This window comes from Glaciibacter kafniensis (genome assembly GCF_039538945.1).
GTDB classification, from domain to species: domain Bacteria; phylum Actinomycetota; class Actinomycetes; order Actinomycetales; family Microbacteriaceae; genus Cryobacterium; species Cryobacterium kafniensis.
This window is the reverse complement of record NZ_BAABCN010000007.1, coordinates 146,232-160,575: the sequence shown is the minus strand read 5'-3', so window position 1 is coordinate 160,575 and position 14,344 is coordinate 146,232. Positions and strand designations below refer to the sequence as shown.

General features: G+C 64.7%; 12 protein-coding genes. 2 read left to right on the top strand and 10 right to left on the bottom strand.

Annotated features, from left to right (window positions below; translation table 11 throughout):
• Window positions 1-211 precede the first annotated feature (211 nt).
• From ABD791_RS12400 to aceA, 10 genes are all read right to left on the bottom strand, one after another.
• Window positions 212-1,138, bottom strand: a complete 927-nt coding sequence (locus ABD791_RS12400; RefSeq protein ID WP_345067004.1) for a fibronectin type III domain-containing protein — start codon at window positions 1,136-1,138, stop codon at window positions 212-214.
• Window positions 1,138-1,776 (bottom strand): hypothetical protein, encoded by a 639-nt coding sequence (locus ABD791_RS12395; RefSeq protein WP_345067001.1) that lies wholly within the window; start codon window positions 1,774-1,776, stop codon window positions 1,138-1,140. Before ABD791_RS12395 ends, ABD791_RS12400 begins: the two co-directional genes overlap by 1 nt.
• 64 nt (window positions 1,777-1,840) lie before the next feature.
• Entirely contained in the window at window positions 1,841-2,710 is an 870-nt protein-coding gene (locus ABD791_RS12390; RefSeq protein ID WP_345066999.1) for a signal peptidase I, read from the bottom strand.
• A 28-nt stretch (window positions 2,711-2,738) separates the two neighbouring features.
• On the bottom strand, window positions 2,739-3,557 hold the full coding sequence (locus ABD791_RS12385) for an LPXTG cell wall anchor domain-containing protein (RefSeq protein ID WP_345066996.1): 819 nt from the start codon (window positions 3,555-3,557) through the stop codon (window positions 2,739-2,741).
• Between the two features lie 3 nt (window positions 3,558-3,560).
• Window positions 3,561-4,877: a fibronectin type III domain-containing protein gene (locus ABD791_RS12380; protein WP_345066993.1), complete on the bottom strand. Its 1,317-nt coding sequence runs from the start codon at window positions 4,875-4,877 to the stop codon at window positions 3,561-3,563.
• 3 nt (window positions 4,878-4,880) lie between these two features.
• Complete coding sequence (locus tag ABD791_RS12375) at window positions 4,881-5,387, bottom strand: hypothetical protein (RefSeq protein ID WP_345066988.1); 507 nt, start codon at window positions 5,385-5,387, stop codon at window positions 4,881-4,883.
• Window positions 5,388-5,576: 189 nt separating this feature from the next.
• A complete protein-coding gene (locus ABD791_RS12370) occupies window positions 5,577-6,164 on the bottom strand; it encodes an alternate-type signal peptide domain-containing protein (protein WP_345066986.1) in 588 nt (195 codons plus the stop codon).
• Window positions 6,165-6,705: 541 nt separating this feature from the next.
• Window positions 6,706-7,236: a GNAT family N-acetyltransferase gene (locus ABD791_RS12365; protein WP_345066983.1), complete on the bottom strand. Its 531-nt coding sequence runs from the start codon at window positions 7,234-7,236 to the stop codon at window positions 6,706-6,708.
• Window positions 7,237-7,515: 279 nt separating this feature from the next.
• The gene (aceB, locus tag ABD791_RS12360) at window positions 7,516-9,240 is read right to left on the bottom strand and encodes a malate synthase A (protein ID WP_345066980.1); all 1,725 of its coding nucleotides are present in this window, start codon (window positions 9,238-9,240) and stop codon (window positions 7,516-7,518) included.
• A 23-nt stretch (window positions 9,241-9,263) separates the two neighbouring features.
• The gene (aceA, locus tag ABD791_RS12355) at window positions 9,264-10,598 is read right to left on the bottom strand and encodes an isocitrate lyase (RefSeq protein ID WP_345066977.1); all 1,335 of its coding nucleotides are present in this window, start codon (window positions 10,596-10,598) and stop codon (window positions 9,264-9,266) included.
• A gap of 310 nt (window positions 10,599-10,908) precedes the next feature.
• Here aceA and ABD791_RS12350 point away from each other — a divergent pair, with 310 nt between their 5' ends.
• Window positions 10,909-12,414, top strand: a complete 1,506-nt coding sequence (locus ABD791_RS12350) for a helix-turn-helix domain-containing protein (RefSeq protein ID WP_345066974.1) — start codon at window positions 10,909-10,911, stop codon at window positions 12,412-12,414.
• A gap of 469 nt (window positions 12,415-12,883) precedes the next feature.
• Window positions 12,884-14,332, top strand: coding sequence for an NAD(P)/FAD-dependent oxidoreductase (locus ABD791_RS12345; protein WP_345066971.1), 1,449 nt, complete (start codon window positions 12,884-12,886; stop codon window positions 14,330-14,332).
• Window positions 14,333-14,344: the final 12 nt, after the last annotated feature.

Genomic DNA, 14,344 nt, shown 5'->3' with positions numbered 1-14,344 from the left:
CGCGGGCGGCCTCCTCGACCACCGAAATGGTCAAATTCGTTCACCACAATGCCGCGCAGCGGCCCAGAAGCTCGAGACCCCGCAAGCCGATCTCTTGACGTGGGTTGCGTTAGAACGTCGGCTCACGAGGTCTCGAGACGGCCGTGGGTGCCCCTCCTCGACCAACGAAGTGGTAGATCTCGCCAGCAGGTAGGGGCCAAAACTGTCAGGATCAGTTCGACCCACCCGGTCGGCGGCGGGTTTGGGTGTCGAACTGCCCGGATGACGGCGACTCGGTGAACAGTGTGGCGTTGGTGGGGGCCGCTGGGGTGCCGGTCACGTAGCCACGCACCGTGTAGCTGTAGGTCGTCGCTGGGAGGAGGCCGGTGTCCGTGAACGTGCGGGTGCCTGCGGCAACAGTTCTGATGGCGGTTGCGTTTCCATCGCGGTAGATCTTGTACCCGGCCAGGCCCGCGGCATCCGCTGGCGCCGTCCATTTGATTGCGATCTGGGTGTTCCCCGGGGAGGCGTTCGCCGTCGGGGTGCCCGGGATGATCGTGTTCGCAACTGTTTGCTTCAGCGAACGGGTTGCCGTTTTCGTCCAATTGCCGCGGGTCAGCGTGGCGGTGGCAGTCAGGTCGGCCGTCTGCCCAACGAGTGCGTAGCGCTGCGGCAACGAGAGCGTGCTCTGAACGCAATAGGTGGCTGAGGCGCCGGGCGCCAGCTGCGCACTTGTCGCCGTCGCTGATGTCCAGTTCGTTGTGGCGCCTGACGGGGTCGGGCAGGTGGAGCCGGCACTCGTCCAGGTTGTCACGCTCGCCGCTGCGGTACCAACCGCCCCCGTCGCCAACGTTTGCGCCGCATCCGCTGAGAAGGCGAGGCTGGGAGTCACGGAGATTGCCGAACTGTTCGTCACGGTAATGGGGTAGGTGACGGTGCGCGCAGTCGCGGCCGAGGTGTAGAGGTGCTCCGCGATTGCGGTGGGCACGATCGCAATGCTCAGCGCCCCGGACGTGACGATGCCAGCCGTGGTTTTCGGCGCAGTCGTCCAGTTCGCCTGCGCGGCACCGGTGCCGGCCAGTATGAGAAACACGGCGAGCCCGACGCCGACATTCAGACGGTGGCGGATGCCGCGGGGGCGGGGAGTCGAGGTGGTCATCAGTTGGTCTGCGTTCCGTTGATGGCGAAGGAGAGGCTTGTGCTCAGGCCCTGGCTCGTGGACGGCGCATTCGTCGGCAGCGTGACTGCAACGCAGAGCACCTGCGTTTTGGTCGGGCCAACGATGCCGAAGGTCCCGAGCGGCACGGCGCCGGCCTGTGCGAGCGTGCCCGTCCAGCCCGTGAAGCCTGCAACGCATCCGCCCGTCGCCGACACCACACCGATCGTGAGCGTGACTCCCGAGTCGAGGGTGGGTGCGCTTGAGCCACCCGCGCCGGCAGCCGTCACAATGAGCGGAACAACGCCGGTGTTGGTGATCGTCGCGGTGCCGTAGCTGGTCGTGCCGGGGTACAGCGTCGTCGTCGACAGTCCGGCGAGTGTCGCGTCTACCGTGAGCGAGGCGGTTCCCGCGGTGAGCGTCACCGGACCCGAAAGCTGTGCTGTGCTGTTGAGGTAGGCGTAGCTGCCGCCGGCTGCGACAGTGGCGAGGCAGACGGCCGCGAAAAGGGCGAGAGCCGTCGTGATCAGGGAGCGCGTCACTGAGCGCTTGGCCGGTTTGGCCGGCTTGGTGAACGTGGCCGGTTCGGCCGACGTGGCTGCTTCGCCGGGTGCGAGGCCGGCGTCTTCTGGGGAGTTCATTCGAGACATCACGCTTTCGTGTGTGGAGCGTCGGTGAGTGCTGCCATGCGGATGGTGCGGGTCACTACCCGGTGGTCGAGCCTGTCGAGATCTCGCGCCGCTCGATCTCGTCGAGCCACTCGGCAATGGAGAGTTGGTCACGGTGGCCGGGCGACTCAGCGTCGATGGTCTGCCCAGGGCGGTCGAGCTGCACCGCATCGTCGACCTGCACCGCAGCATCCGCCTGCTCAGCATCGTCGGCCACAGATACCTCGGTGCCACGCGACTTCTTCTGAACATTGCGGCGCACGCGACGCGCACGGTTTGCCGCGGCCAGGCCGCTCACGAACATGTAGCCGGCGTAGGCGAAGAGCAGCCCGGCGAGCACCGGAACGATCCAGACCTTGTTCGCCCCGTTGACGAGGTTATTGACCCAGCCGATCAGCGGAATTGAGTACCAGAGCTTGCCCTGAATCTGAACTTCTTGCACCGCGTCAGCATCGGCGACGCCGTTGTTGTCGCCCATGAAGACGAAGGTGCGCTCGCCCGAGGCGATCAGATTGATCCCGATGATGCGGTGGGTGATCACTCCGGGTTTGCCCGACTCGATCTGATAGGTCGCGATGTCACCGATGGCCAGGTCGTCGGGGTTGATCGGCTTCACAATGATGAGGGTGCCCGGCGGCAATCCGGGCTCCATCGAGCTGGTCAGCACGGTCATCGGCAACGCTCCCGCGAGCTTCGGGATGACGACGGTGGCGGCAGCAAGGGCCACGACGAGAAGGAGCAGAGCAGCGCTCAATGCGAGCCCGAGGTAACTCCACAGACCCTTTTCGGGTGCAGGCTTGGTCTCCGCCACAATCTCGGCCGTCTCGCCCACGGCCGAAGCCGAGGGGTGGTTGCCCTCGGCTTCATCCGTGAGCGCGACCGAGAACTCGTCGCTCGTTTTATCCATTACCGCTGCACCGCTCATGACACCTCGGTCACGACACGTCAGTCTTGCGACGACGTCGACCGATTAAGAAGAACAGAATGCCACCGCCGACGAGGCCGACGACAACGAGCGCGGGACTCGCAGCATCCGCACCCGTCTGGGCCAAAGGCTTGGCCGTTCCGGTTCCGCTGCCGGTGACCGTGCCACTGGGCGTGGTCGGAGTCGCGGTCGGAGTCGCGGTCGCGGTCGGCATCGTGGTCGGCGTCGGCGTCGGCTTCGGCTTCGGGTCGGGATCCGGCCCCACGATGACTCCGCTGTCGTCACAGGCCGACTCGGGGAACGGCCCGGCTGCCTTGTCGCGCATGGCAACCATTACGTTCAAGCTCACGCCGGCATCCTGCGCAATTCGATCGCTGACGTCGGCCATCGTCAACGTGACGACAGCCTTCAGAATGCCGCCGGCTGCCAACGGCTGCGAGTCAACCAAGACCTCGCACTTCGAGACCTTGTCCCCCGGCGTACTCAGAGTCGTGTCGTCAACCGAGTTCCAAGCCCCGATCGTCACGTTCGTCGCGAAGTCCGATGAGGAGAACAGGACGTCGCGTGCGCTGAGCCGCACCTCGGCCGACTTCGCCGTGGGGTTCTTGACCCACAGCGTTGCGCTCTGGGAGCCCTTCGGAATCAGCAGCCCGGCATCGGCGAACAAGTCAGTGCCCAGTGACTTCGACCAGTGCACTCCGTCGGCGCTGACCAAAATCTGATCGGATGCAGCCGAGGCGGGTGCCACGGCGCCGCCGAGGGCGAGCGCCGCGGCCGCGCCCAGGGCGAGAAACGTCGAGAGTGTGCGTGTCGTGACAGAACCTGACATCGGTCAGCCCACCAATCCGATTGTGAAGCTCTGAGTAGATGACGCGTTCGGGTTGTTGGTGCAGTTCTGCACCGTCATTTGTGTGATGCTGGTGCCGGTCGCGCTCGTGGGCTGGCTCAGGCACAGCCCGGGGTTGCCGGTGCCGACACTCTTGAACTGGTATCTGCTATTTGAGAGCGAGATGCGCGTCCACAATTGGCTATTTCCAGTGAGATTCGAGAGGGTGACACCGGGCGCGCTCGCCGTGCCGGCTGACCAGGCGAAGGTCTGTGCGTATCGGGCGATGACTCGGAAGTTGGTTCCCGAGGGCACGAACTGCCACTGCTGATTTGCAGCGCCCGTGATCTTACAGCCGTAGGCGATGACCTTGGTGCTATTCGACACGTTGATGCCTTGGTCACCGTCAACACACAGACTGCTGTTGTTCACCGTGTACCAAGTGACGGGCGCGGTCGTCGTGACGCTCGTAGCAGTGGATGCCGCTGAGACGTTGCCCGCAGCATCCCGAGCTTTCACCGTGTAGGTGTACGTCGTCGATGCGGTCAGCCCGGTGTCGGTGTAGGTAGTCGCCGGTGCCTCTATCGTCGTGACAAGCGCACCGTTCCGATAGATCTCATAGCCGGTTACCGCGACGTTGTCGGTTGACAGGACCCAGGTGAGTGTCGTTCCTGCGCTTGTCGTAGCCGAAGCCGCGAGCGCGGTCGGCACGCTCGGAGCCGTGGTGTCGAGGGCTCTCTGGGTCACCGTCACCGTGGTGCCCGACGATGTCCAACTTCCGACGCTCGATGACACAGCCAACGAGGCTGTCATCGAACCAACCGTGGTCGCCGAGATCTGACTCGGGTTCAGCGAGGTGCGAACACAGAAGGTTGCCGACGCCCCTGCGGCGAGATTGCCGGTCTGCGATGCCGCGGTCGTCCACGTCTTGGCTTCGACCCCCGGGTTCGACGCTGTACACGACGCGAACGTCGTGGGCCAGGAGATCACCGTGATCGTGGAGGCAAGATCGTTTGCGGATACCCCAGCGAGTGCAAGAGAAAACGGCGCGGGAATCGTGCCTCCGTTTGTCACGGTGACGGTCGAGGTCGTCGACTGCGTCGCTGTTCCTGTGGAGTTGAAGTCTTTGTTCAGTGAAGGCGCCACTGCCTGCGATACGGCGAGAGCACCTGTCGTCACCGACGCGGTGGTGCTCACCGACGGCGTGGTCCACGATGCACTGGCAGCGCTGGTTCCGGCGAGAGTCAGAAAGACGACCGTTGCGACCGAGACATTGAATCTCGTGAAACGGATGCGCGGCTTGGTTTTCAATGTCTGTGTCATTGTCTAGGCCTGTGTCCCGTCAAGCTTCACGTTGAATGGGGTCGACTGCCCTTGTCCGGCGGCAGTCGTCAGCGGCAAAGCAGCCGACACGCAGAGGAATACAGAGCTGCCAGCGGCGATCGTTCCGAGGCCGGTTGAACCGGGTGCCGCGATGGTTCCAACCGACCAGGCGGGAGCGGTCGGGGTCGTGGCACAATCCTGCGCAGATGTCACCACGCGCAGTGCGATCGTGAGCTGCTGGGCGAGGGGGGTGGTGCCGGTCACGGTTGCGGTGAGCGCGAGTGCCACGTTGCCCGTGTTGGCAACGACCACGGAGCCGTACACCGATTGCCCTGGGTATAGCTGGTTCGTCGACATCTGCACCACCGAGCCGAGCGTAAGCGTTGCGGTTCCGGCCGTGACGGTTCCTCCGGAGAGCGAGGCGTTCGCGTTCAAGTAGGCGTAGCTGCCGCCCGCGGCGGCCGTAGCCAGGCCGACGGCGGCGAGAAGTGAAAGGGCCGTGATGCTCATCGAGCGAATGGAGAACGCGGCGGTGAATCTCGAAGCAGTAGTGCGTGCACTGCCGGCCTTCTCAGGAGTTTCAACTGAACCGAGCATGAGGGGACACCGCCTTTCGCGACGTGAGGAGGAACGAATGGGAAAGAGAGAACAGAGCTGCGGCGTGCCCGCCGGGAGACGACGGGCACGCCGACGAGCTGGCTAGTTCTGGGTGACGGTGAAGCCCAGCCCGGAAAGGTCGACGACGCCGGCCTTGGCACCGTTCTCAACACCGGCTGCACCGTTCGGGAAGGTCAGAACTACGGTGACCGTCGCGGTCGAGGTGCCCTGCGCCACAGCAGTCGGGAACGCCGTGGTCGTGCCCTTGGTGACTGCGGTGACCACTGCACCTGTGGAGTTCAGGAAACCGGCGAGAGCCGAGTTCGCGGCCGACTGCGCCACGTTCGGGATTACGGGTGTGGCAGCCGTGATGGATGCGGGAGTAAGCGACACTGCGGCGGTCAGGTTCGCGCCGGTTGCGGTGACAACAACGTCCTGCGTGTAGGTCACGATGTCGCCGGGAACGACTGTGAACAAGGTGCTGCTGGCGAACGTCGCCGGGGTACCCCCGATCCCGTGCTTCACCGACCACGAGCCGGTCGCTGCCGGGACAGCAGTCAAGGTGCCGGCCGAGACGGTGCCGCCGGAGACAGTAGCCGTCTGGTTCCAGAGGGCGAAGGTACCGGCGCCACCCATGAGGAGTGCGATGCCGGCCGCGCCAGCGATTGAACCTTTGAGGAGCTTGTTCATGAGAATCCTTTCGAAGCATCGCGACGGATGCCGTTTGTGGCCTGCTGTTCGGGCAGAGGAAAAGTGCGTGAAGGTCGAACGGAGGCAAAAGTGAGCATGCTTCCAATCCGGCCTTCAGCACTCTATTGGCGGACAGACCGATTTGTCTGTCCCACTAATACCCCCAATCCGGGGTTCAGCTTTTCTGCGGCACGGAGAGCCATATCTGACGATTTCGCGCGTTTATGCGGATTTTCGCAACGAAAAGCGAAGTTTTCGTCCCCCCTTGTGCATGGGCAAGTTTTCATGGACAGACCGTTCTACCCTCTAACTGAGGTAAGCGGAGAACGTCAAAACGTGGCGCGGTCGGCTCCCCGGCGCCGGTGTCGAGCCCATCGAAGGGATGCCGGCGGGCACGACGAGGAGCCGTCCGAGCACGCGACGGAGCGACGACGAACTGCCGACGGAGGGACGACGGAGGGACGACGGAGCCTCATCGAAGCAACGCCGAAAAATAGTCTGAGCGCCGGCCAGAAGGACGTGCCGGGAGATGCAGGCGTCGCTAGAGCGGGCGCTCCATCACGTGATCGTTGTAGATCTGATCGCCGACCTGAAAGGTCTTGGCGCCGACGATGGCGAACCCGCTCTTCTCATAAAAACGGATGGCCCGAGAGTTCTGATTGTTGACCCCGAGCCAGGCACCCGACGCGCCTCGCGCTCGCGCGGCATCCAGAGTCGCCGTCATCAGGGTGGCCGCCAGGCCGACGCCGTGATGTTCGCCCAGCAGGTAGACCTTGCTCAGTTCCACCGTCGGCCGCAGGGTGAGAGCGGCCGTCACATCGGGGTCGGTCGGCTCGCCGAAGACGAGCATGGTGTAGCCCACGATATTGCCGTCACGCACCGCCACTCGGATGTCGCGAGCCGGGTCGGCGAGGTAGGTCGCGAAGCTTTTCGGCGAGAGGTGGGCGGCAATGAAGGCGGAGATCGACGCGGGCTTCGTGCCCGGCGGACAGGCCAGCACGAAAGTTGCCGCAGCAACCTCGGCGAGCTCGGCCACATCGGCCGGCTCTGCTCTACGGATGATCGCCACCATCGCGCCAGCATAGCGAGCGATTCCGGTGCCGAGGAAGCACCCGAACGCGTTCGCCCTGCGGGAGGGCCGACCCGATCGGGAACCGAAACGTGCAGCAGGGGGTACCGAAATTAGGAGTGGAGTGCGTGTCGGCGGGTGCCCGAGCGGTAAAGCCGGGGGCTACACGGTGCGACACACCTCCACTCCTAATTTCGGCACCAGGGGGAAAGCGGATGGAACGGGTGAAGCGGATGGAACGGGTGAAGCGGGTGAAGCGGATGGAACGGGCGAAGCGGGCGACTACAAGAACCGGGCGTACGCCCTCACCGTGAAGAACGCCGGAAACTCAGGCTCGAGAGCGGATGTCCGGAACACCGCGAGAGCGTCGTCGAACCGGTCGCCCGGTGTGCGCGGGAGGCCAGCGAAGACTTCGGCGACCACGGCCTCGACCCAGGCTGTGTCGATCCGACTCCCCTCGGCGGTGACCGAATTGTCGTGGATCCACTGCCAAATCTGCGAGCGGGAGATCTCCGCGGTGGCGGCATCCTCCATCAGGTTGTCGATCGCTGCCGCGCCGACTCCGCGCAGCCACGATTCGATATAGCGCAGCGCGATCACAACATTGTCGCGAACGCCCGCCTCGGTGATCTCGCCGCCGATGCTCGCGACGTCGAGAAGCTGTGCCGCGGTGACACGCACCCAATCGCGGGTGCGGCCCAGCTGGTGGGGATGTTCGCCGAGCACCCGGTCGAACTCGGCCTGCGCGGTCGGAATCAGGTCGGGGTGGGCAACCCAAGTACCGTCGTAGCCGTCGATTGCCTCGCGACGCTTGTCGGCGGCGACCTGCTCGAGTGCACGCTCGGTGACCGCGGGGTCACGCCGATTCGGGATGAAAGCGCTCATGCCTCCAATGGCATATGCTCCGCGCTGGTGGCAGGTGGCGACGAGCAGCTCTGCGTAGTCCCGCATGAATGGCACGGCCATGGTGATCTGCTTGCGGTCGGGAAAAACGAACCGTCGACCGCGCGCACGAAATGTCTTGATGATGCTGAAGATGTAATCCCAGCGTCCCGCGTTCAAGCCGGCGCAGTGCTCACGCAGTTCGTAGAGAATCTCCTGCATCTCAAAGGCGGCCTGGATTGTCTCGATCAACACCGTCGCTCGAATCGTGCCATGCGCAATCCCGACACGCTCTTGGGCGAACGTGAAGATCTCGTTCCAGAGTCGGGCTTCACGATGGCTCTCGAGCTTCGGCAGGTAGAAATATGGTCCAGTGCCGGAGTCGATCAACGCCTGCGCGTTGTGAAAGAAATACAACCCGAAGTCAATCAAGCTGCCGGATGCGGCCATCCGTCGGCCCGCCCGATCGACAAACTCGATGTTCTTCTCAACCAGATGCCAGCCGCGCGGGCGCATCACAATGGTCGGAGTCACACCGGTTTCGCCTCCGGTGACCCGGTAGCTCTTGCCGTCCGAGCTGTCGAAGCTCAGCTGCCCGCGCACGGCATCGAAAAGTGTGATTTGCCCCTCGATCACGTTCGCCCAGGTCGGGCTTGTCGCGTCTTCCTGGTCGGCCAGCCACACCTTCGCACCGGAGTTCAGCGCATTGATCGCCATCTTGCGATCGGTCGGTCCGGTGATCTCGACGCGGCGGTCTTCGAGACCTGGCCCGGCACCGGCCACGCGCCAGGCGCGGTCGCTGCGGATGTGCTCGGTTTCGCCGAGGAAATGGGGGTCGCGACCGTTCGCGGCGTCCACTCCCGTCTGAAGCCGGGCGGCCAACAGATCGTGCCGGGTGCCGGCGAACCGGTCGTGCAGCTCGGCCAGAAAATCGAGCGCCGCTGGAGTGAGAATATCGGCGTAGCGCTCCCCCAGCTCTCCGATGATCTCGAGGTACGGGCTTCCGCTGGTCGAGCGTGCCGAGGCGTTGCGGGCCGATCCCGTCGAACCAGTCGAGCCCGAAACAGTGTCGGTGGTCGAGCCGGGCGAGACCCGGCCCCTGGTCGTTGTCAGTGTGGTGTTCATGTCGTCATTCCTTCGAAAGTGGGCTAAAACTGCTCGGACTCGGTCGAACCGACGAGGGCGAGAGTGGCGCTGTTCGGGTTCAGCGCGGTGGCGATCCGGTCGAAGTAGCCGGTGCCGACCTCCCGCTGGTGGCGGGTCGCGGTGTAGCCAGAGCTCTCTGATGCGAACTCGGCCTCCTGCAGATCGACATATGCACTCATCTGGCGCTCCGCGTAGTCGGCGGCAAGCGTGAACATCGAGTGGTTGAGCGCGTGGAAACCGGCCAGGGTGATGAACTGGAACGTGTAGCCACAGGCCGCGAGTTCCCGTTGGAACGCGGCGATCTGCTCGTCGTTGAGGTGGGATTTCCAGTTGAACGACGGCGAGCAGTTGTAGGCGAGTTTCTTGCCTGGGAAGTCTTGGTGGATGCGGGCGGCGAAGCGCTGCGCCAACTCGAGGTCTGGCTCGGAACTCTCCACCCAGATCAGGTCGGCATAGGGGGCGTAGGCGAGTCCGCGGGCGATGACGGTGTCGATCCCGTTCGTCACCTCGTAGAAGCCCTCTGCCGTGCGGTCGCCGGTCAAGAATTCGGCGTCGCGCGGGTCGATGTCACTGGTGATGAGGGTCGCTGCGAGCGCATCGGTGCGGGCGATGACGAGGGTGGAAACCCCGGCGACATCCGCGGCGAGGCGTGCGGCGTTCAGGGTGCGAATGTGCTGGCCGGTCGGCACGAGCACCTTGCCGCCCATGTGACCGCACTTCTTCTCGCTGGCGAGCTGGTCTTCCCAGTGCACGCCGGCCGCACCCGCCTCGATCATCGAGTGCATCAGCTCGTAGGCGTTGAGCGCCCCGCCGAAGCCTGCCTCGGCATCCGCCACGATCGGGGCGAGCCAGTCGCGGGACGTGTCACCCTCCGACGACTCGATTTGGTCGGCGCGCAGCAACGCGTTATTGATGCGGCGCACGACGGCCGGAACCGAGTTGGCGGGGTAGAGCGACTGATCCGGATAGGTCTGCCCAGACAGGTTCGCGTCGGCGGCGACCTGCCAGCCAGAGAGGTAGATGGCTTTCAGCCCGGCGCGCACCTGCTGTACGGCCTGGTTGCCGGTGAGCGCGCCGAGCGCCGAGACCCACTCGGGGCTCTCGGGAGTGCCGTTCTCGTTGACGAGTTGCCACAGCTTCTCGGCGCCCCGGCGAGCCAGCGTGCGGTCCTCACGAACCGTGCCACGCAGCGCAATCACATCCTCAGCCGTGTAGTCGCGACGGATGCCCTCCCAACGCGGGTCTGCGGCCCACTCGAGCGCGAGCTCTTGCGCGGTCTGGGTCTGGTCGCCCGGTCGAGTTGACGCGGAGCGGTTCGTGTTCGGGGTGGTGCTCATCAGTGCCTCCAGGATGTGTGAGGCGGGGTCGCGGCGACCCGGCCTTCTTCGTCTGTGAGGCAACTCTGCGCCGCTCCGGCGACCCGGCGACCAGATTGGTCGACAGAAATAGCCGGGTTCTTCTCTCTGGCAGAAATGAGCACGGTCGCGCGCCGCCCGCAGGCGTCCCGAGGGGCGAACGCTCATCTCGCCGACAACGGCGCCGCCGCTGGGCCCGTCCATACCGCCAGCGCACCGATCCGTCAGAGCAGGGCAGAAACTTCGCACAATTTCTGTTTGCGAGACCCCGGCCACCGTGTGACCATGAAACATGGTCACCGCTGATCCAGCCACTCCCCCGACGCTCGCCGTCTCGCGTAACGCAGACACTGAAGCCGATACGACCGAGCTCGACGCGCTCACCCTCGGGCGGCGCATCCGACAGCTCCGCACCCAGCTCGGGATGACCCTCGAGCAACTCGCGACCGCCGTCGACCGGGCGCCCTCCCAGGTGTCGATGATCGAGAACGGCAACCGGGAGCCGCGGCTGTCGATGCTGCGCGTGATCGCGCTGGCGCTCGGCACCACGGTCGACGATCTGCTGAAAACGGATGCCCCGAGCGAGCGGGCCGCCCTCGAGATTGCTGTGGAGAAGGCGCAACGTGGGCCGGTCTTCACCGCGCTCGGTCTGCCGCGCATCCGCGTCGGCAAGAGCCAAAACGATGATGTGCTGCAGACAATCCTCACGCTGCACAACGAGATCGATCGGCTGAACCGGGAGCGGGCCGCCACGCCTGAAGAAGCCAGACGCGCCAACTCGGCGCTGCGCACCGAGATGCGTGACCATGACAACTACTTTCCCGAGCTGGAGCTGCTCGCCGCCGAGCTGCTCGGCGCGGTCGGTCACACCGGCGGCCCTGTCTCGCATCAGGTTGTCGCCGACATGGCCACCCACCTCGGTTACTCGCTGCACTACGTCAGCGACCTGCCGCACTCCACTCGCTCGGTCACCGATAAACGCAACAACCGCATCTACCTGCCGACAGAGCAGTCGGCGTCGCGAGACTCCCGCTCGCCGATTCTGCAAGCGTTCGCCAGCCACCTTCTCGGCCATGAAGAACCGCGAAACTATGCCGAATTTCTGCGCCAGCGGGTCGAGACCAACTATCTGACCGCCGCCATCCTGCTGCCGGAGAAGCCGGCGGTGAAACTGCTCTCCGAGGCCAAGAACCTGCGGCGCATCTCGATGGAAGACCTGCGCGACGCGTTCGCCGTCTCCTATGAGACGGCCGCTCACCGGTTCACGAACCTGGCGACGGCCCGGCTCGGCATTCCCGTGCACTTCATGAAGGTGCACGAATCTGGCACCATCATCAAGGCCTACGAGAACGACGCGGTCAGGTTTCCGAGTGATGCTCTCGGCGCCGTCGAGGGAACGACGGTCTGCCGCAGTTGGACGGCCCGCACGGTGTTCGACGTAGCCGACCGGTTCAGCCCCTGGTACCAGTACACCGACACCCCGGCCGGAACCTTCTGGTGCACGTCGCGCATTGAGAAGGCCAAGGAAGGCGACTATTCGGTGAGCGTCGGGGTGCCATTCGCGCATGTGAAATGGTTTCGCGGCCGGGAAACCACGAACCGCGCCGTGTCGCGCTGCCCCGATGATTCCTGTTGCCGGCGCGCCCCCGTCGACCTGGCCGAGCGCTGGGCCGGCGAATCCTGGCCGGCCGCCCGCACCCCGACCAGCCTGCTGGCCGCGCTGCCCACCGGAACCTTTCCGGGCGTCGATCCGACCGAGGTCTACCAGTTTCTGGAGGCGCACGCTCCGCACCTGTGACGCGTGCGTGCACCTCGTTGGTCGAGGGCGAGCGAGCGCAGCGAGCCCGTGTCTCGAGACCCCGCGAGCCGACCTTCAAACGCAACCCGAGTTCAAGGATTGGCTCGCGAGATCTCGAGACGCGTGCTCGCAAGCTCGCGCGCTCCTCGATCAACGAAACGGTCATATACCTCATAGACGCGGCCTCCTGCGTCGGCTGCTCCTCGATCAACGAGAAAGCCGCGCCCAGCGCGAGGTTGCGAGGTTCGACCGCCGAGGAGCCCCGGCCGCGAATATGTCGACGGAGTTACGATTTCGATACCTTTTCTGGCCAATCACCACGGTTTCACACGATTTGCGCTGTTTGAACGACGTTTCCCGACGTTTTGTCGCGACACGACTGCTCATCTGTTGGCACAATGGGCTGAAGCCCAACGAGCGGGCGCCGCCAACGGTCTCAACGCTGAGACAGAGAGACAGAGATTCCCCCGTGGAAAGCACAGTTTTCGAGAGGTCTCGCCCGAAGTCCTCCATCGTCGATCACGCCCTGAACGGCTCGAAGCTTGCCGCATTCTGGCTGGACGACATCGTCCCGGCCCAGCGCTACCCCACGCTCACTGCCGATCTCGACTGCGACCTCGCCGTCGTCGGCGGCGGCTACTGCGGCCTCTGGACGGCCATCATCGCCAAGCAGCGCAACCCCGCTTCTCGCGTGGTGCTGCTCGAAGCGAAGACCGTCGGCTGGGCGGCATCCGGTCGGAACGGCGGATTCGTCGAAGCCAGCCTCACCCACGGCGAGGAGAACGGACAGACTCGCTGGCCGAAGGAGATCGACCGGCTGAACGAGCTGGGCATGGAGAACCTCGACGCGATCGAGCAGGCCGTGGCCGACCTCGGCCTCGACTGCGACTTCGAACGCAATGGCGCGCTCTCCTTGGCCGTCGAGGAACACCAGGTCGACTGGTTGAAAGAGATGGCTGCCGCGGCTGCCAAAGCCGGCAACACCGACGAGGAGTTTCTCGACACCGATGCCGTGCGCAAGCAGGTCAACTCCCCCACCTATCTCGCCGCCGTGTGGAGCAAGCGCTCGTCGGCGCTGGTTCACCCCGCCAAGCTCGCCGCGGAACTCGCGCGCGCTGCCACCGAGCTCGGTGTCGAAATCTTCGAGCACTCCCCGGTCACCGACCTCGACACTTCAGGGTTGAGCCCCGCCCAGGGCACCGCGGTGCGCACGAGCAAGGCCCGCGTGCTGGCGAAGAAGACCGCCCTGGCGACCAACGTTTTTCCGTCGTTGCTCAAACGCAATCGCCTCTCGACGGTTCCCGTCTACGACTACGCACTGATGACCGAGCCGCTGGATGCCGCTCAGCTCGCGGACATCGGCTGGGAGAACCGCCAGGGGCTCGGCGATATGGCCAACCAGTTCCACTACTACCGGATGAGCAAGGACAACCGCATTCTGTTCGGTGGCTATGACGCGATCTACCACTACGGCCGCCGCGTGCGCGAGCAATATGAGGATCGCCCCGCCACCTACAACACCCTCGGCCACCACTTCTTCACCACTTTTCCGCAGCTGGAAGGTCTGAAGTTCAGCCACCGCTGGGCCGGCGCCATCGACACGTCCACCCGGTTCTGCGCCTTCTTCGGCACGGCACGCGGCGGACGCATCGCCTACGCCACGGGTTTCACCGGTCTCGGAGTTGCGGCAACGCACTTCGCCGCCGAGGTCATGCTCGACAAGCTCGAAGGAAAAGACACCGAACGCACCCGCCTGGCGATGGTGCGCGAAACCCCGCTTCCCTTTCCGCCAGAGCCCATCGCATCCGTCGGTGTGCAGGTCACCCGCTGGTCGCTCAACCGGGCCGACCACAACAAGGGCAAGCGCAACCTTATTTTGAAAACCCTGGATTCCGTCGGCCTCGGTTTCGATTCCTGACTCAAGGAGTGA

What these genes read in the sequence shown, in the direction of transcription:
- ABD791_RS12400 (WP_345067004.1), bottom strand. Translation starts at nt 1,138, where the DNA reads ATGACCACCTCGACTCCCCGCCCCCGCGGCATCCGCCACCGTCTGAAT.
- ABD791_RS12395 (WP_345067001.1), bottom strand. Translation starts at nt 1,776, where the DNA reads ATGAACTCCCCAGAAGACGCCGGCCTCGCACCCGGCGAAGCAGCCACG.
- ABD791_RS12390 (WP_345066999.1), bottom strand. Translation starts at nt 2,710, where the DNA reads ATGGATAAAACGAGCGACGAGTTCTCGGTCGCGCTCACGGATGAAGCC.
- ABD791_RS12385 (WP_345066996.1), bottom strand. Translation starts at nt 3,557, where the DNA reads ATGTCAGGTTCTGTCACGACACGCACACTCTCGACGTTTCTCGCCCTG.
- ABD791_RS12380 (WP_345066993.1), bottom strand. Translation starts at nt 4,877, where the DNA reads ATGACACAGACATTGAAAACCAAGCCGCGCATCCGTTTCACGAGATTC.
- ABD791_RS12375 (WP_345066988.1), bottom strand. Translation starts at nt 5,387, where the DNA reads ATGAGCATCACGGCCCTTTCACTTCTCGCCGCCGTCGGCCTGGCTACG.
- ABD791_RS12370 (WP_345066986.1), bottom strand. Translation starts at nt 6,164, where the DNA reads ATGAACAAGCTCCTCAAAGGTTCAATCGCTGGCGCGGCCGGCATCGCA.
- ABD791_RS12365 (WP_345066983.1), bottom strand. Translation starts at nt 7,236, where the DNA reads ATGGTGGCGATCATCCGTAGAGCAGAGCCGGCCGATGTGGCCGAGCTC.
- aceB (WP_345066980.1), bottom strand. Translation starts at nt 9,240, where the DNA reads ATGAACACCACACTGACAACGACCAGGGGCCGGGTCTCGCCCGGCTCG.
- aceA (WP_345066977.1), bottom strand. Translation starts at nt 10,598, where the DNA reads ATGAGCACCACCCCGAACACGAACCGCTCCGCGTCAACTCGACCGGGC.
- ABD791_RS12350 (WP_345066974.1), top strand. Translation starts at nt 10,909, where the DNA reads ATGGTCACCGCTGATCCAGCCACTCCCCCGACGCTCGCCGTCTCGCGT.